This window comes from Marinobacter sp. NP-4(2019) (genome assembly GCF_003994855.1).
Lineage (GTDB): Bacteria > Pseudomonadota > Gammaproteobacteria > Pseudomonadales > Oleiphilaceae > Marinobacter.
Genome location: NZ_CP034142.1, coordinates 1,670,629 through 1,687,272 on the forward strand (window position 1 = coordinate 1,670,629; position 16,644 = coordinate 1,687,272).

The 16,644-nt window shown below is 56.9% G+C and carries 17 protein-coding genes and 1 tRNA gene; 10 read left to right on the forward strand and 8 right to left on the reverse strand.

The features are described 5' to 3' along the window. The first annotated feature begins 74 nt into the window (after positions 1–74). Positions 75–449 (forward strand): helix-turn-helix domain-containing protein, encoded by a 375-nt coding sequence (locus tag EHN06_RS07625; protein WP_127331657.1) that lies wholly within the window; start codon positions 75–77, stop codon positions 447–449. Between the two features lie 101 nt (positions 450–550). After that, positions 551–883: a tRNA-binding protein gene (locus EHN06_RS07630; protein WP_127331659.1), complete on the forward strand. Its 333-nt coding sequence runs from the start codon at positions 551–553 to the stop codon at positions 881–883. A gap of 93 nt (positions 884–976) precedes the next feature. Here the strand turns inward: EHN06_RS07630 and EHN06_RS07635 are convergent, their stop codons facing one another. Further along, positions 977–1,864 (reverse strand): LysR family transcriptional regulator, encoded by an 888-nt coding sequence (locus EHN06_RS07635; RefSeq protein ID WP_127331661.1) that lies wholly within the window; start codon positions 1,862–1,864, stop codon positions 977–979. A 130-nt stretch (positions 1,865–1,994) separates the two neighbouring features. Between EHN06_RS07635 and EHN06_RS07640 the strand changes: the two genes are divergently transcribed. The 3 genes from EHN06_RS07640 to EHN06_RS07650 all read left to right on the forward strand — a co-directional run bounded on the left by EHN06_RS07640 (position 1,995) and on the right by EHN06_RS07650 (position 6,227). Further along, the gene (locus tag EHN06_RS07640; protein WP_127331663.1) at positions 1,995–3,764 is read left to right on the forward strand and encodes an acyl-CoA dehydrogenase family protein; all 1,770 of its coding nucleotides are present in this window, start codon (positions 1,995–1,997) and stop codon (positions 3,762–3,764) included. Further along, the gene (locus tag EHN06_RS07645; protein WP_127331665.1) at positions 3,761–4,954 is read left to right on the forward strand and encodes a CaiB/BaiF CoA transferase family protein; all 1,194 of its coding nucleotides are present in this window, start codon (positions 3,761–3,763) and stop codon (positions 4,952–4,954) included. Before EHN06_RS07640 ends, EHN06_RS07645 begins: the two co-directional genes overlap by 4 nt. 118 nt (positions 4,955–5,072) lie before the next feature. After that, positions 5,073–6,227, forward strand: a complete 1,155-nt coding sequence (locus EHN06_RS07650; protein ID WP_127331667.1) for a TAXI family TRAP transporter solute-binding subunit — start codon at positions 5,073–5,075, stop codon at positions 6,225–6,227. Between the two features lie 36 nt (positions 6,228–6,263). On the opposite strand, the gene EHN06_RS07655 is transcribed toward EHN06_RS07650, so the two are convergent. Then, positions 6,264–6,767, reverse strand: coding sequence for a winged helix-turn-helix transcriptional regulator (locus tag EHN06_RS07655; RefSeq protein WP_127331669.1), 504 nt, complete (start codon positions 6,765–6,767; stop codon positions 6,264–6,266). Positions 6,768–6,870: 103 nt separating this feature from the next. Here EHN06_RS07655 and EHN06_RS07660 point away from each other — a divergent pair, with 103 nt between their 5' ends. From EHN06_RS07660 to EHN06_RS07670, 3 genes are read left to right on the forward strand one after another with little or no spacing between them, the layout of a single operon-like run. Further along, positions 6,871–7,605: an SDR family oxidoreductase gene (locus tag EHN06_RS07660; protein WP_127331671.1), complete on the forward strand. Its 735-nt coding sequence runs from the start codon at positions 6,871–6,873 to the stop codon at positions 7,603–7,605. Positions 7,606–7,617: 12 nt separating this feature from the next. Beyond that, the gene (locus EHN06_RS07665; protein ID WP_127331673.1) at positions 7,618–8,208 is read left to right on the forward strand and encodes a 2-hydroxychromene-2-carboxylate isomerase; all 591 of its coding nucleotides are present in this window, start codon (positions 7,618–7,620) and stop codon (positions 8,206–8,208) included. Between the two features lie 54 nt (positions 8,209–8,262). Next, positions 8,263–9,531, forward strand: a complete 1,269-nt coding sequence (locus EHN06_RS07670; protein ID WP_127331675.1) for an MFS transporter — start codon at positions 8,263–8,265, stop codon at positions 9,529–9,531. Between the two features lie 66 nt (positions 9,532–9,597). Here the strand turns inward: EHN06_RS07670 and EHN06_RS07675 are convergent, their stop codons facing one another. The 4 genes from EHN06_RS07675 to EHN06_RS07690 form a co-directional block, all read right to left on the reverse strand. Beyond that, positions 9,598–10,182: an antibiotic biosynthesis monooxygenase gene (locus EHN06_RS07675; protein ID WP_127331677.1), complete on the reverse strand. Its 585-nt coding sequence runs from the start codon at positions 10,180–10,182 to the stop codon at positions 9,598–9,600. A gap of 157 nt (positions 10,183–10,339) precedes the next feature. Continuing rightward, positions 10,340–10,774 (reverse strand): DoxX family protein, encoded by a 435-nt coding sequence (locus EHN06_RS07680; protein ID WP_323053022.1) that lies wholly within the window; start codon positions 10,772–10,774, stop codon positions 10,340–10,342. Positions 10,775–10,974: 200 nt separating this feature from the next. Next, positions 10,975–11,051 (reverse strand) — tRNA-Arg (locus EHN06_RS07685). A 62-nt stretch (positions 11,052–11,113) separates the two neighbouring features. After that, positions 11,114–11,761: an MBL fold metallo-hydrolase gene (locus EHN06_RS07690; RefSeq protein WP_127331679.1), complete on the reverse strand. Its 648-nt coding sequence runs from the start codon at positions 11,759–11,761 to the stop codon at positions 11,114–11,116. Positions 11,762–11,857: 96 nt separating this feature from the next. On the opposite strand from EHN06_RS07690, the gene EHN06_RS07695 reads away from it, so the two are divergent. Then, on the forward strand, positions 11,858–12,601 hold the full coding sequence (locus EHN06_RS07695) for a TIGR04283 family arsenosugar biosynthesis glycosyltransferase (protein WP_127331681.1): 744 nt from the start codon (positions 11,858–11,860) through the stop codon (positions 12,599–12,601). Then, complete coding sequence (locus tag EHN06_RS07700; RefSeq protein ID WP_127331683.1) at positions 12,585–13,223, forward strand: TIGR04282 family arsenosugar biosynthesis glycosyltransferase; 639 nt, start codon at positions 12,585–12,587, stop codon at positions 13,221–13,223. Before EHN06_RS07695 ends, EHN06_RS07700 begins: the two co-directional genes overlap by 17 nt. A gap of 12 nt (positions 13,224–13,235) precedes the next feature. Here the strand turns inward: EHN06_RS07700 and EHN06_RS07705 are convergent, their stop codons facing one another. Further along, positions 13,236–16,088, reverse strand: coding sequence for an insulinase family protein (locus EHN06_RS07705; protein WP_127331694.1), 2,853 nt, complete (start codon positions 16,086–16,088; stop codon positions 13,236–13,238). A 20-nt stretch (positions 16,089–16,108) separates the two neighbouring features. After that, positions 16,109–16,408, reverse strand: a complete 300-nt coding sequence (locus EHN06_RS07710; protein ID WP_127331696.1) for a hypothetical protein — start codon at positions 16,406–16,408, stop codon at positions 16,109–16,111. Positions 16,409–16,644: the final 236 nt, after the last annotated feature.

Consider the following 16,644-nt stretch of genomic DNA (forward strand, 5'->3'; position numbering starts at 1 on the left):
CGTTAATGATGGATGTGTACTAACCCCATGGCCAGCTTCAGGATGGAAGCGGCTCGACAAACACCGAGCACCAGATGCTTCTGCTACTGATCCAGCTTCTGCACGAGCGCCATGGGCAAAAGCTGAACCTGGATCGCCGGGTATCAGCCGCAAAGCAGTTTCTGGACGACAATTTCCACAGAAAAATCACCACCATGGAGCTCTCCGCACTGGCGCATCTGAGCACCCGACAGCTGAACGACCTGTTTCGCAACCAGGTGGGCATGACGCCTCACCAGTATCTGACCGAGTTACGGATGAAGGAATCCTGGCGGTTACTGGAACAGTCCGATCTCAATATACAGCGTATTGCCGATGCGGTTGGTTACGCGTCTTTGTCATCCTTCAGTGATCGCTTTGCCCGCCATTTCGGTAAATCACCCCGTTATTTTCGCCGAAAACCGGAATAGCGTCTCTGCAAATCGAAAGTGCCTACCCCGGCCTGCGGATACAGTAGCCAGTTGCTGGAGACCCTGAAACCCTCCCTCAATCAATGAACTGGAGAAGTACCATGATTACCTGGGAAGAGTTCGAGAAAGTTGAATTACGCGTCGGTACCATCACTGAGGTGGCGGACTTTCCGGAAGCGAGAAAGCCTGCCTACAAGCTGAAGGTGGATTTTGGCCCGGAGATCGGAGTACGTAATTCCAGCGCGCAGATTACCGACATCTATAGCAAGGACATGTTGGTGGGCAAACAGGTACTTGCCGTGACCAACTTTCCGCCCAAGAAAATCGGGCCCTTTTGGTCCGAATGCCTGGTTACAGGTGTTCAGGCAGAGTCCGGCGCTGTGGTTCTGGTTGCGCCTGAATCATCGGTGGAGAATGGGCAGAAGCTGTTTTAAAACGAACAATGGGCAGGATTTGAACAATCTGGCGGGACTACTATTGAGATGTTCGGACAAATTGACTTCACCAACATGCAGGTGAGTATGATCTTATGGTCGATTGGCTTTGATACACCCGATCAACAGGTCGCAGTTGGGATTTTGAGTATCACTCGGCCAGATACACAGGGACTGGTGCCTGACGTTCAGATTGGCCAGTGGTCGAAACACAATATTGGAGAACATTGTTTCGGCCAGTGCTTGTGGTACCAGGGCCACTCCCATACCCTGGGAAACCAGCGCCACGATGGTTAACCATTGGGAAACCTCGTGCTTGATGTTGGGCTCCAGGTCGGTGATGTGAAACAGGCTGACCAATCGGTCATAGTAATGCGGTGCGAGAGAACGGGTAAACATTACCAGGGGCTCACCGATCAAATCATGTATTTTCACAGTGTCCCGGTTAGCCAGAGGGTGATTTACCGGCAAGCAACACAGAAAGGGTTCGTTGGCGATCGTCAGGGAAGACAAGGTCTCTGGAAGCGGCATGGAGTGGATAAAACCGACGTCAAGCTGCCCAGACTCGACCGCGTCCACCAGATCGGCGGAGTTTCGTTCCAGCAGTTGCAGCTCGATCCCGGGGTGCATGGACTGCAGCCTCTTTAAAGCGGCGGGTAACTGGCGAAATATCATAGCCTGGGTGAAGCCAACCCGCAGTATCCCCGAGGCGCCGGCCGCGACGCGCTGCACCAGGTTCCGCGATCCGTCCAACTGCTCCAGCAGGTGTCGTACCTGACGCTGAAAAACCTCACCGGCGGCAGTCATTGTTACGCTTTTGCTGTTACGGTCAAACAGTTGCACGCCCAGCTCTTCTTCCAACTGACGTAAGCTTGCACTCAGCGGTGGTTGGGAAATATGCAGGCGCTTGGCGGCGCGACCAAAATGAAGCTCTTCTGTTAATACCAAAAAGTAACGTAGTTGGCGAAATGTCAGGGCCATAACGGCATGCTCTGTCTGAATTATCAGTTGACGATACTAAAAATACTATCATTGCAGAGCAAAGTTGTATTGGCCTGTCCGTGAAATCTCATCCTAAGATGGCTAAAAGCTTATCGGGAAGGAGAGGAACGTGACAGAGAATATTCACCGGAACATTCCGGATAACCGCGGTAACAGTGCCTACACCTGTGACCCAGAACTCGCTCGCATGCTTGGTATTTATATGGAGCCGTCACTGCGCGAGTATATGACCCCTGCATTTGAAGAAATGGGCACTCTGGTTGGCGACGAACTGGAGACTCTCGCGCTTGAAGCGGACAAGAATCCGCCAGTATTACATTTGCGCAACCGAAACGGAGCTGATGCGCCACGCATTGAGAAACACCCCTCTTATCGCCGTCTCGAGCACTTTGCTTATTCTCATTTCGGTTTGGCCGCTATGTCTCATCGCGGCGGGGTATTGGGCTGGCCAGATCCGCTGCCACCCATTGCTAAATATGCACTGACCTATCTATTTGTACAGGCCGAGTTCGGGCTCTGTTGCCCGCTCAGTATGACCGATGCACTGACTCGCACTTTGCGCAAGTTCGGTGATCCGGAGCTGGTGGCGCGCTATATCGACAACCTTACCTCTCAGGACGAAGCCAAACATTATCAGGGTGCCATGTTCATGACTGAGCAGGATGCCGGTTCCGACGTGGGTGCCATTACCACCGAGGCACACTGCGAGGACGGCACCTGGCGTCTGTATGGCGACAAGTGGTTCTGCTCTAACCCGGATGCCGAACTGGCCATGGTACTGGCGCGTCCGACCGGCGGTGATGGTGGAACCCGAGGGCTGACCCTGTTTTTGCTGCCGCGTCACCTCGAAGATGGCAGCCTGAACCAATACCGTATTCTGCGCCTCAAGGACAAAATGGGTACGCGTTCCATGGCCAGTGGCGAGATTGTTATGGAAGGTGCGGTGGCCTATGTCGTTGGTGAGCAGGGCAGCGGTTTCAAGCAGATGACTGACATGATCAACATGTCACGCCTGTCAAATGGCGTGCGCTCCGCCGGCATGATGCGACGCTCGGTCAACGAGGCACTGTTCTTCGCCCGTAACCGTGTTGCTTTTGGCCGGCAGCTGATCGACCTGCCTTTGATGCAGCGCCAGTTGCTCAAGATGCTGATCAGTGCCGAGCAGGGGCGCAGTATGGTGTTCCATACCGCTGAGTGCTTACGGCGTGCCGACGGTGGCGATGACGAGGCGGCCAAATTGCTGCGCATCCTCACCCCATTGATCAAGTTCCGTACCACCCGGGATGCGCGAAAGGTGGCTGGCGATGGCATGGAGGTGCGAGGTGGCTGTGGCTACATTGAGGAATGGTCAGATGCCAGAGTGTTGCGCGATGCCCACCTTGGCTCTATTTGGGAAGGCACCAGCAATATCGTTGCCCTCGACGTATTCCGCGCCATTCGTCGTGAACAGACTTTGCCGGCATTGAGTCATTACCTGGGGCGCCTGCTGGGCGAGGCTGGGCTGGATGAGTCTGAGCTCACAACTTTTACGGCGTTGCTGACAAAAGCCGTAGCAGCCGCTGAGCGAGTTGCCGGGTCGCCAGAGGACGAGGCAGAAGTAAGGCGTATTGCCAGTGCCCTCTATCACATGACGTCTGCGGTGTTCTTGGTCTGGGAATCAGCACAGTTAAGCGGTGATTTCCGGCGCCTGGCCTTAGCCAAACTGGTTTTGCAATACAAACTGTTGCCGCAAGATCCGCTTGAGGTGTTGGCGCCTGACGCTCAGGCGGTGGCCGAGTTATTGACCGAGAAGCCTTTAGACCGCGATGTTGCCGCACGCTTGGTCGATGCTCAAGCCATGCTGAGCGCGGCAGGTGTGGCTGCAGGAGGTTCGTTATGAACGGTTTTGCTGCTGCCCTGGACGGCGTCCGGGTGATCGACCTTAGCCGGGTCCTCGGCGGCCCGTACTGCACTCAGGTGCTGGGTGACTATGGTGCCGATGTCATCAAGGTCGAACCTCCTTCGGGTGATGAAACCCGAGGCTGGGGCCCTCCCTTTGAGCACGGTGCGGCGTCCTATTTCCATGGGCTCAATCGTAACAAGCGTGGCATGGCGCTGGATTTACGTCGCGCTGAAGGTAAAGAGTTGCTGTTTGATTTGCTCGAAGGCGCAGATGTACTGGTGGAGAATTTCAAGCCGGGTACCCTTGAAAATTGGAGGTTGGGTTACGACGTGCTCAAGGAGCGCTTTCCCGGATTGATACACTGCCGCATCAGCGGGTTTGGTGCTGACGGCCCCATGGGCGGACTTCCCGGTTATGATGCTGTGATCCAGGCCATGACGGGGCTGATGAGTGTGAATGGCGAAGTTGAAGGTGAGCCACTGCGGGTTGGAGTTCCAGTGGTGGACATGGTGACAGGCCTCAATGCTGTTATTGGCATCGTCCTGGCTTTGTACGAACGGTACCGTAGCGGGCAAGGTCAGTTCGTGGAGGCGGCCTTGTTTGACTCCGGACTCTCTCTGATGCACCCCCATTTCCCCAACGTCTTCTACGGCGGACCAGAGCCGCGCCGAACCGGTAACGCACACCCGAATATTTCGCCCTATGAAATGTACCGTACCGGCACGCAGCCCGTGTTTCTGGCGGTAGGCAACAACACCCAGTTCGCCAGACTGTGCGAAATCATTGGTTGTACCGAACTGCCGGACGATGCCCGTTTTGCCAACAATGGTGCACGTCTGGAGCATCGCGATACCTTACGGGAGTTGTTGGAGGCGGCCTTTGCCAGCGAAGACGGACAAAGCCTGGCGGAGAGGCTGATTCAGGCCGGTGTGCCGTGTGGTCCCGTGCTGGAGACTGAGGACATTCTGAACCACCCTCACACGAGTCATCGGGAGATGGTCGTTGAGATCGCTGATTATAAGGGCACAGGCTCCCCCATTAAGCTGGGCCGCACACCTTCCCAGTATCATCGCCAACCTCCAGGATTCGCTGAACATACGTCTGAGATTCTGGCAGATCTGGGCCTTTCGTCGGAACGAGTGGCCGAGCTGCGTGCAAAGAGAGTAATACCGGATCTTCAGGGCTGATGAGTTGTTGTCCGGTATAAGTTGGCTTATGTAAAGCTGTCATTTTTATATGGAAAGGCCTGTCAATACATGCGTACGTGACAGGGAAAATTCAAAACAACAATATCAGGTGACATTTATGCTGCTTAATCCCGCAAACATTACGCGGTCGCTGACCGCTACTCTGTTCTCTGCCTCTGTGGCTCTCGGTCTGAGTGCAACGGTCTACGCTGAAACTCCCACGTTACCGGGTACCATGACCTGGTCTTCCTACGATGTTGGCTCTGCCGGATATGCGGAAGCTTCGGCAATTGCCGATGCGTTCGGCAAGAAATACGGCACCCGGATCCGCATCAAGCCCTCGGGGTCGGCAATTGGCCGTTTGCAGCCTTTGCTCAGCGGCGATGCGACGGTCGGTTTTCTGGCGACAGAAACTTTTTTTGCTGCAGAAGGTGTTTACGATTTTGCTACACGTCGTTGGGGGCCTCAGGATCTGCGCGTCCTTGCGGGACGGCCATCCTCTTTTGGCATTTTTACCGCCGCGGATGCCAACATCAAAACTCTGGCTGACCTGAAAGGGCACCGCTTTGCGTACGTGGCAGGCAACCCTTCTGTCAACGTCAAATGTGATGCGTTTCTGGCGTTCGCGGGCTTGTCCCGTGATGACGTTGACGCGGTGATGTTCCCCACTTACGCCAGCGCAATGGGTTCGTTGGCTCGTAACGAGGCGGATGCATCGTGTACCACCAGCACACCAAGTCATGTCTATGAACTGGCCGAATCACCTCGCGGCATTCGCTGGCTCGATATGGACCCCAATGATAAGGAAGCGTGGGATCAATTGGGTAACGTCGCTCCCTTCCTTGCTCCGTATAAAGAAACTACCGGTGCAGGCATAAGCAAGGACAACCCGGTCAATATGGTTGCCTATCGTTATCCGATGCTGGTTGTCCGGGCCGATGCGGACGCCGACGAAGTGTATACCTTGCTTAAGGCCGTGGACGAGACTTATCCAATGTATAAGGACGCCACTGCCGTAATGCACCGCTGGGATCCGAAACTCTCCGGCGTACCTGCCATCGATGTGCCATTTCACGAAGGCGCCATTCGTTACCTCAAAGAAAAAGGTATTTGGACTGATGAACATCAGGCCTGGAATGATACCCGTACCGTGCGTTTAAATGCTTTGCTTGAAGCTTGGCCAAAGGCGATTGCTGAGGGTAAAGGCAAGAGTGATGAAGAGTTTGCCGAAATCTGGGAAAAGCACCGTCAGAAGGTCCTGGGCGCGCTTTAAGGCGATTCAGGACTGTGGTTGAGCCTGAAGCCGTCCCTATGTCTCCTGGTTCTTGCTTCCACGAGCCGGAATCAGGCCGTCGATGGTTCCCTCCCATGCCGGAGCAATCTCGACACGCACATCCCGTGCGCTGACTTCTTCCTTGCAGTGAGAGCATACGGTCACCGGAGCCATGCGGTGGCCGCAGGTTTTATGAATGTGAAGCAGCGGTACTCCGCGCTCGTCCGCCATGTGAGTATTCCCCCACTGGACCAACGCCATGATCACGGGGTGAAGGTCCAGCCCCTTGTCCGTCAGGCGATATTCCTCGCGCAGTGGACGTTGCTGGTAGGGCGTTTTCGAAAGGACGCCATGCTGCACCAGTTTCTTCAGCCGGTCCGTTAAAACGTGCCGGGTGATGCCCAGCCGACTTTCAAACTGTTCAAACCGCCGTACGCCAAGGAAACAGTCTCGCAGAATAATCAATGTCCACCGGTCGCCAATGACCGACAGGGTTCTGGCAAGGGAGCAGGGCTCCTGGTCCAGTTTTTCCCAACGCATAAGGTGTCCTCTTTTCGTTAACCACCATTTTAACTTGACAGGTTCCTAAAAGGAACTGACTATATTTGTTAGTTCCAAAAAAGAACTTACAAGGTGGATGTTCATGAAAAAGAAACCACAGAAGGTAGCCGTAATCATCGGCGCGGGAGATGCCACTGGCGGGGCAATCGCAAAGCGCTTTGCGAGGGAAGGGCACATTGTTGTCGCCACCAGGCGTAACGAGGATTCTCTGAAACCACTGGTAAAAGAGATTGAAGCCATGGGGCGCAAGGCTTACGGGCTTGGCTGTGATGCCCGGGACGAGGATGCCATGTGTGCCTTGTTCTCCCGGATTGAAGCTGAAATAGGCGAGGTTGACGTGGTCGTGTTCAACATCGGGGCCAACGTCCGGTTTTCAATTACCGAGACAACGGGGCGTGTCTACAGAAAGGTCTGGGAAATGGCGGCCTTTGCGGGATTTCTGGCCGGGAGGGAAGCCGCCAGGGTGATGTTGCCGCGTGGCCGTGGAACCGTTATTTTCACGGGTGCTACAGCATCTCTCCGTGGTGGAAGTGGCTTCTCGGCATTTTCCGGTGCGAAGTTCGCCCTGCGGGCGCTGGCTCAGAGCATGGCCAGAGAGCTCGGGCCCAAAGGTATTCATGTGGCCCACTCTGTTATCGATGGCGCAATCGACACCGCCTTTATCCGGGACAACTTTCCCGAACGTTATGCCCTGAAGGAACAGGGCGGGATCCTCAACCCCGAGCACATTGCCGAGCAGTACTGGCAGCTTCACCAACAACCAAGGGACTGCTGGACCCACGAGCTGGATCTGCGGCCCTGGATAGAAACCTTTTAAGGAGAGAGCAACATGACTGAGACTATCGATTTCTATTTCGACGTGGGAAGCCCCGCGAGTTATCTGGCCTGGACCCAACTACCGGCGCTGGCTGAGCGAACCGGGGTGGAGATTCGCTGGAAGCCTATGCTGCTCGGTGGTGTCTTCAAGGCAACCGGGAACCAGTCCCCGGCAATGATCCCCGCGAAATCCCGGTACACTCGCCTGGATATGGAACGCTTCGCCCGGATTTACGGCGTGCCGTTGAATTTCAACCCCCATTTCCCGGTGAACACGCTTGTGCTCATGCGAGGCGCCGTTGCCTACCGGGACACGCCGGATTTCCACCGCTATCTGGATGTGGTTTTCAACGCGATGTGGGTGGATGAGAAGAACCTGAATGATCCCGGGACCGCTGTCAGCGTGCTGCAGCAGGCGGGTTTCGATGCCGAAGACGTCCTGGCACGCTGTGACGATGCTTCCGTGAAGGCGGAACTCAAACGTCTGACGGAAGAGGCTATCGGTCGCGGCGTGTTCGGGGCCCCAACCTTCTTCGCAGGGGATGAAATGTTTTTCGGGCAGGATCGGTTACCGCAACTGGAGCAGCACATAAACGCGCGCTGATCGGCTTGCAGCGTCCGATAGCGTCGACCTCAATAGTACAGTGAGAACAACACAGTGGATAAAACCTACTCGGGTTCCTATGACCGCCTGATCAACCCCGTTCTGATTGCGGGTTGTATCATCATTCTGGTCAGTTTTGCGGTTCGTGCGTCATTCGGGCTGTTCCAGTTGCCCATTGCCCATGAATTCGCCTGGCCGCGCGAGTCGTTTTCACTGGCGATTGCCATCCAAAACCTGTTCTGGGGCATCGGCCAGCCGATTTTCGGCGCCCTGGCGGAACGCTATGGGGACCGGAAGGCGATTCTGGGTGGTGGCGCCTTCTACGTGATCGGCCTGGTGTTGTCAGCCTACGCCATTACGCCGGGGCAGCATCAGCTGCTGGAGATGCTGGTAGGCTTCGGCATTGCCGGCACCGGTTTTGGCGTAATTCTGGCGGTGGTCGGCCGCGCCGCACCGGACAGGCACCGGTCCATGGCGCTGGGGATCGCAACGGCGGCCGGTTCCGCCGGTCAGATTGTCGGGCCGCCGGTGGCCAATGCGCTGCTGAGCCAGATGCCCTGGCAGTCGGTATTTATGGTCTTCGCGGGCTTCGTGATGGTCTCTATGATGGCGCTTTTGCTGATGAAGGCGACAAAACCACAGAAGCCCACAGCCAATGAAGAACCGATGGGGTCTGTGATCAAGCGGGCGGTCAGGGACCCGTCGTTCTTGCTCATTTTTATCGGCTTCTTCTCCTGCGGTTACCAGCTGGCCTTTATCACCGCCCACTTTCCGGCCTTCATCACCGAAATGTGTGGCCCGATCGCGCCAGACAGCCTGCTCTACGCCGTAGGTGTCACTTCGGCATCCGGGCTGGGCGCCATTTCCATTGCACTGATCGGGTTCTTCAACATCGGCGGAACGCTGTTCGCCGGCTGGCTGGGTAACCGATATTCACGCAAGTACCTGCTGGCCACCATCTATCTGTTGCGGACGCTGGTTTCAGCGGCCTTTATCCTGGCGCCCATTACGCCGGAAACGGTGGTGCTGTTTTCCGTGGCCATGGGCTCGCTCTGGCTGGCCACGGTACCGCTGACGTCCGGCCTGGTGGCCCATATCTACGGTTTGAAATACATGGGCACGCTTTACGGGCTGGTGTTCTTCTCTCACCAGCTGGGCGGTTTCCTCGGCGTGTGGCTGGGTGGCGCCATGTACGATGTGTACAAAGATTACACGTTGGTCTGGTGGGTGGGTGTCGGCGTGGGCGCGCTGTCGGCCATCATTCATCTGCCGGTGAAGGAATTTCCCTGGTCTCAACGTGCCAGCGTGGCCGCCGCGACCTGATGAGCCGATCGCCGGTGACGGCAGCGCAGGGATTGCAGGAGTAACCGTGTAAGATTCTCTTCCGCTCTAACGGAATAACCAGCCCGCCACGAGCCGGACGACGCGGGGCATAATCAGGTACACCACCAGCGCGACAATGGTCGCGGCGACGATTCCGTGGCGGACGCCCCAGACGGCAAGCTCTGGAATGCCCTCAAACAATGGCTGATACACTACAGGCACGATCATGGTCAGTGGCCATATCACAGCCGTGGTAATGAGCCACTGTTTCCATCGCGTGGGTTGTTTGGCTTTCGAAGCCGGTGGGGTAAACCAGAAATCGATGCCGCTTTTGATTTCAACCTGCTCGTCAGACGCCAGTGTTGAAGCGATGTCGGATATCAGCTCCCTGCGGATGTCCGAGTTCAGCCATGCTTCGGCCTCTTCCTTGCTGGAAAACCGCACCGCGATCTCAAACGTGTCATTCCCTTCGGGGGGACGGACCACATGAACGCCCTGATGCCCCGGAAATTCAGCTGCGGCAGTAATAATCTGCCGCAGCCAGGTTTCGTAGCGGTCCCGGAGATCAGGGCGGACGCTGTGCCGGATAATGATCGATCTGCCTGAGTTGTAATGCACGCTGGGGGTGGCGCTTGTGGCTTCATCGCTCATGACCGATCTCCTGACCAAGCATAGTGTTACCGCGGGTAAGACGCGGTGAACCGCTTAAAGAATCTAGTTCAAATTCGCAGGTGAGGGTAGATGGAGATTTTGAACGGTATGTCCCATACATAGAACGCAGCTTTGTGTGGGGGAGAACCAATCAAAGTCAGCTTGCTGTGTGCTCAGCATCCAGGCTGAAACGTCCGGCTCCATGTAGGAAAAATGCTAAAAGCCCGCCCGCCATTGCCAAGTTCTTCATAAAATGAATCTGTTGGTTCATGTCATCTGCGGAATGGAAGATGAAAGCTGCGGCCACTGAAAATATCGCCAAACCAAGTGCGGCCAAACGGGCTTGAAAGCCAAGCAGTAAAGCAAGGCCGCCACCGAGCTCAGCAATTATCACCAGGGGCAATAAATTTCCGGGGACACCCATGGATTCCATGTAGGCAATGGTTCCTTCGTATCCTGTGATCTTTCCATAACCGGAAACCAGAAAGATATAGGCCATTAAGAATCTTGCCGCCAAGGAGACGATGCCCCTCAAGGCCGGTGCCTCTAATGCTTTGGCTACACCCATGTTTGCTTGCTGGAAAATGTTCATTTTTCCCTCCATTGGTCAAACAAAAAGTGAAACCTTAAACATCCCTGAAAACCTGCTCACGCCTTTTTTAGTTGTCCAGTATTAAGGTTTATAGATTCTCAGCATTGTGGAGAGTATTCAGTATAGCCAGTAATTAATCTGATGCAGGCAAAGGAAGAGACATGAATCAAAGAGGAGGGCAGTGTAGAGCAAAGTATGGCTGGTACCCCCGGCAGGACTCGAACCTGCTACCTTCCCCTTAGGAGGGGGACGCTCTATCCAGATGAGCTACGGGGGCTTATGGTCAGAAGGCGGGTATGATAGCGGGCCCGGTGATGTGTCTCAAGGGCCCGCGGGTATTTAACCGCGATGATCGGACACGAACGGGTTGCTGGCTTTTTCTTGGCCGAAGGTGGACATGGGGCCGTGGCCGGGTACGAAGGCGATGTCGTCCCCCAGGGGAAACAGCTTTTCGCGGATGGAGCGCACCAGGGTGTTGTGGTCGCCTTTCGGGAAGTCGGTGCGGCCGATGGAACCCTGAAACAGTACATCGCCCACCAGCGCCAGTTTTGATTCGCGGTGGTAGAACACCACATGGCCCGGTGTGTGGCCGGGACAGTGCAGCACGTCCAGTGTCTGGTTGCCGACGGTGACCTGCTCGCCATCCTCCAGCCAGCGGTCCGGGGTGAATATTTCCGGCGCCGGGAAGCCAAACATCTGCGCCTGCATGGGCAAGCCCTGAATCCAGAAATCGTCTTCCCGTTGAGGCCCTTCGATGGGGATGTTGAGCGACCTTGCCAGCTCCGCGGTGCCGCCGGCGTGATCAATATGGGCGTGGGTCAGTAGTATCTTCTCAACCTTTACGCCTTCTTCCTCGATGGCAGCCCGAATTCTGTCCAGATCACCGCCCGGATCAACAACGGCTGCTATCCCGGAATCCTCGCACCAGATCAGGGAACAGTTCTGTTGGAACGGGGTTACGGGAATGATTCTGTATTTCAATGGCATAGTGATACTCACCTGACGGCTGTACTGGTTTAGAATGACTATGGTAAAGGTAATCGGGCCCGGGCTCGAATTTTCAAGGTGAGGAGTGAATAGCGGATGAGCGAGCGGTCATCGCGAGGGGATGACGAACCGGGAGAACCGCTGAGGTTGAGCGTGATTATCCCGGTATGGCAGGAAGCGGAATCCATCAGGACCACCCTGCATTATCTAGACCCGATTCGTAAGGCCGGTCATCAGGTGATTGTGGTGGATGGTGGTAGTGATGACGGTACCCCGCGGCTTGCAGAGCCCTTGTGTGACCGGGTGTTGTCGTCCGCCCGCGGGCGTGCATGTCAGATGAATGCCGGCGCGGAGGTGGCCACTGGCGATGTCCTGCTGTTTCTGCATGCAGACACACGCTTGCCGGAATCCGCGCTGGCGGCGTTGGAGTGCTTCCATGCCAGCCGCAAGGCCTGGGGGCGTTTTAATGTCCGGTTAAGCGGTAAGCGCCCCCTGTTCCGGGTTATTGAATGGTTTATGAATCGGCGGTCCTGGTTGACGGGCATCGCCACCGGTGACCAGGCGTTATTTGTGCGGCGCCCGGTGTTTGAAGTGCTCAGGGGCTATCGAGAGATGCCATTAATGGAGGATGTGGAGTTGTGTTCCCGGCTGAGGCTGGTGTCCCGCCCGTTCTGTATCACTGACCCGGTGGTTACCGATAGCCGGCGCTGGGAACAGGGCGGAGCCTGGCGTACTATCTTCCTCATGTGGCGGTTGCGGTGGCGTTATTGGCGCGGCGAATCGCCGGAATCCCTGGCAAACGCCTATCGTTCGGATGTCCGTAATGCCCAAGAGCCCTGAGTCGTCAGTATTGGTTATGCAGTTCTCCAAGTGGCCGGAAGAGGGCCGGGTGAAAACCCGGCTGATGCCGGCACTGGGCGCCGGTGGCGCGTTGGCCGCTCACGTCAGGTTGAGTCTGGCGGTTCTGGACAACCTTATCGCCAGCGGATTCCCGGTTCAATTCTGGTGGGATCGCGCCCTGGAGACGGCGCCGGCCGCCGCGGCCCCGGTGCTGTCGAAGCTGGACTCCGCGCAGATCGCCACGGGCGTCCAGCAGGGTGAAAACCTGGGGCGGCGGATGGAGGCGGCTCTGGCCGGGGTGCTCGAAGATCATGACAAAGCGTTGGTGGTTGGTAGCGATTGCCCGTCGGTGGATTCGGACTACATTCGACAGGCCGTGGCGGAGCTGGATACCAGTGATGTGGTTCTGGGCCCTTCCAATGACGGTGGGTATGTAATGATTGGTGCTCGTCGGGTGGTGGCCGGCATGCTCGATGGCGTCAACTGGGGCACCGGCAGTGTGCTTGATCAGACCTGTGCCCGGCTTGAGGGGCTGGGGTTGTCGGTGAGTTTGCTTCCGCCGCGCTGGGACGTGGATGAGCCCGAAGACTGGCAGCGATTCCTCGACCAGTCTCCGGGTTGAATAGACCCGGGATCAGGCGCCCGGGACCGGTCCCTGCTCGAGGATGCGTTGGACCAGGGTGTTGGTGTCCGCCTTGGTGGCGCCGGTGACCACTCTGAGGGCATGCTGCCTGTCGAGAACGGCCTTGCGGTACGTCTCTATCAGTTGGTCCCGGCTAACGGCCTGTACTGCTCTGGCCAGTTGTTCCCGCGAATCAAAATTCGTCGCTTCCCGGTCTATCTCCCGCCAGAAACGCTCTGACACTTCACCAAGGGTGCGGTCCTGTTCCATCAGCTGACTGATCACTGCCTGCTTTTCACGAGCCAGGTCACTGTCGCTGATGGTCGCCAGGCGTTCTTCAAATGTGTCGGAAAACTCGCGAATGGCCTGGTCAATCTCCTCGCCCGACGCTTCCGGGGACTGCACCACAAAGCCGAGAGCCGGTGTTTCAAGCATCTCAAAGGGCGTGGCGTAGACAATGTAGCCCAGTTGCCGGGTGGTGCGGATCTCTTCGTAGAACGGACTGCTGATGATCTGCCCCAGCAGCCGGAAGGCAGCGCGTTCACTGAAGCCGGTATTGTCTCCCTGCAGGTAAAGGGTATAGCCGGTATCCGGGTGGTCCACAGACAGCGGTACGACGGATTCGCCGTCGGGCAACTGGCGTACGATGCTGCGTGGCACCTCAGTGACCTCGGCCCCGTTGAGCACCACGGCCCGGACTTGCTGGGCAAGATTAAGGGCTGCAGCCTGACTCAGGTTGCCGTGGGCCAGCATCACCGGGTCGGTTTGAGCGAACAGCTCGCCGGCGAAATTGCGGAGCTCATCCAGCGTCACCTCCCGGGCTGCTTTGAGCCGCGCTTGAGTGCTCCACGCGCCCTCGATCAGCAGGGTCTGCACTTTTTCAGACGTTTGCTGGACAGGTCGCTCCTTGGCCTTGTTCTGCAGGTTTTCGATGACATTCTGACGAGCAATATCAAAGCGCTGCCGGGTCAGGTGCGGGTCCGCTACCTGGGTCAGGATGCGGGTCATCAGGGTGTGCAGTTTATCGCTGTAACCACCGACCCTGATGGTGACGCCACGCAGGTGGGCGTACACGCTGTAGTCCAGTCCCGCCAATTGTGCCGGGTAGGCCCAGGCGTTGAGGTTGGTGTTGACCGCATCCACCAGCAGTTCCGTCAATACCCTGCCACGGGCGGAGGCCTGTGCCAGCGGGGTGCGGATACTGACGTAGACGTTGGCTTTCGGTGTGCCGAAGCGGGTGTCCCGGGCATACCAGACAGACAGGCCGCCCTGGTTGGCCAGTTGCACCGGCTTATCCATGTCCGCGCCTGAGACCATGTCCAGGTTCTCGGGTACAAACGGGTTGGGCTCCGGCAGGCGAAGCTGGCTGGCCAGTGTTTGGTCGGGCGTGGCTGCGAGGGCGGATGGGTCGACGGGTTCGAGTTTCCAGGCAGCCTGATACCACTGTGTCAGGCTGGGGGTCTCAATGTCGGGCTCCGGCGCGACAACGGTGATCAACACGTTGTCCGGTGTCAGGCGCTGCAGGATGTCGCGGTACTTTTCCGGCTCGTAGGCTTCCATCATCCAGGGAGCCCGGAGGACATCGGCCGGGGGGTAGTGCCGCAAGTGGCTGGACAGGCGCATGACTTCGCTGACGGGCTGGCTGCGTTCACGAAACCGGAAATCGATCTCCGCCAGGTTTTTCATCTCCTCAAACCGTGCCTTCGAGATACCCTGGTCACGAATAGTGTCGATGTAGTCGAACACCAGCCGGATGATTCGATCGGTGTTCTCCAGCCCCTCGGGGGTCAATGACATGGACAGCCGTAGGCTGGATTCCGTACCCGTATCCATACCGCTACCCGCTGACAGACTCTCCACCAGTCCGGCCTGTTTCAGGACGTCAAACAGGCTGCCAGGGCCTTCATGGCCCAGCAGGTTGGCGACGTAACTGGCGGGTTTACTGCGGTAGTTCTCCAGTTGGGACGGAATGGGAAATGTCAGGGACAGGCTGCGCAGATCTTTCAGGGCGTCCACGGTCACCCGGACCGGCAGTTGATCCGGGAGCAGTTGCGGTGCGTCGTGAACCTTGGGTTCCAGATTCCTGTTTTCGATAGCGTCGAAACGGCCCCTGACCATGCTCTCCAGCTCGTCGAGGGATTGGGGGCCATACACGGCCAGGGTCATCAGGTTGGACGAGTAGTGGTTCTTCCAGAATTCGATCAAATCCGGTCTTAGCGGGCGTTCATCCGTGTTCTCGAGTGTGCTCAGGTTGCCCACGGCAAACTGGCTGAAAGCGTGTTCCGGATTGCTGATAGCCTTCTTGACGGAGTAGATCCGGCGGCCATCGTCCTTCTGCTTAGAGGTGAACTCCGAATGCACGGCCCGCCGCTCCCGATCAACCAGCTCGGGGGTGAACAGGGGGGCGGAAAACTGCTGGGCAAAACGATCCAGCGCGTCATCCAGATGATCGGCCTGGATATCAAAGAAATAGTTGGTGTCCTGGAACGAGGTGAACGCGTTGTGACTACCGCCGTGACTCTTGATGAACTGTTGGTATTCACCGGGATCCGGGTATTTCTCGGTGCCCAGGAACAGCATGTGTTCGAGGAAATGGGCCAGGCCTTCCCGGTCCTTTGGATCATCGCCACTGCCTACCGCCACGTTCATGGAAGCCGCGGCCTTGTCGGAATCCGGAGAGGAAACCAGCAACACCTGCATGCCGTTATCCAGTTCCAGGTACCGATAACTGTTCCGGTCATTGGGGCTTTTCACCGGTTCGATGGCGGCCTGGGTGAGGGCGCTGGCGACCAGGAACAGCAGCAGGGTCAATAACTGGGTCAGAGAGCGCCCGTGGCGGGCTATGAGGCTAATACCTGATGGCATGGTGTTACTTGCTCCGGAGATCAATGGATCAGTGCGTTTCGGGTATTCTCAGGTTGCTGGTCCAGGGTTTTACGGGCGAGAGAGGCCGCTGTCTCAGCATCCAGCTGTCCGGAGGCTATGCGCTCCAGTACGGTACCCATCACCGCAACGGACTGCCGGTAATCGGCAAATTCCGCCTGGAAGGCATCATCAATGGCCTGGTAGACCGCCTGGATTTTCTCCTCGCGGGAGCCGGCCTCAGCAGCGGTATCGTTAATGGCCTTCAGACAGGCCCGGGCGATGGCGATGTAGCGTTCGGCGTTGGCGTCGTCTTTCTTCATACTTGGCTATCCGGTGTGGAGTGAGTGGTGTGTACGTTGTAGGTATATGGTCAGATTATGTCATTGCTATAGGGTGGTTTCATTTCTTTCTGGTAATCCGGCAGTTTTTCGGGCAGCTCAAAAACCTTGTGCTAGGAGTCTGCGCGGCAGAAGTATTTTGAGCAAGTGACCCCGCCGCGTCGAATCACAGTTCGGCCCGAGAACGTATCCACAATATCCAGCCGAATAGAGTCTCG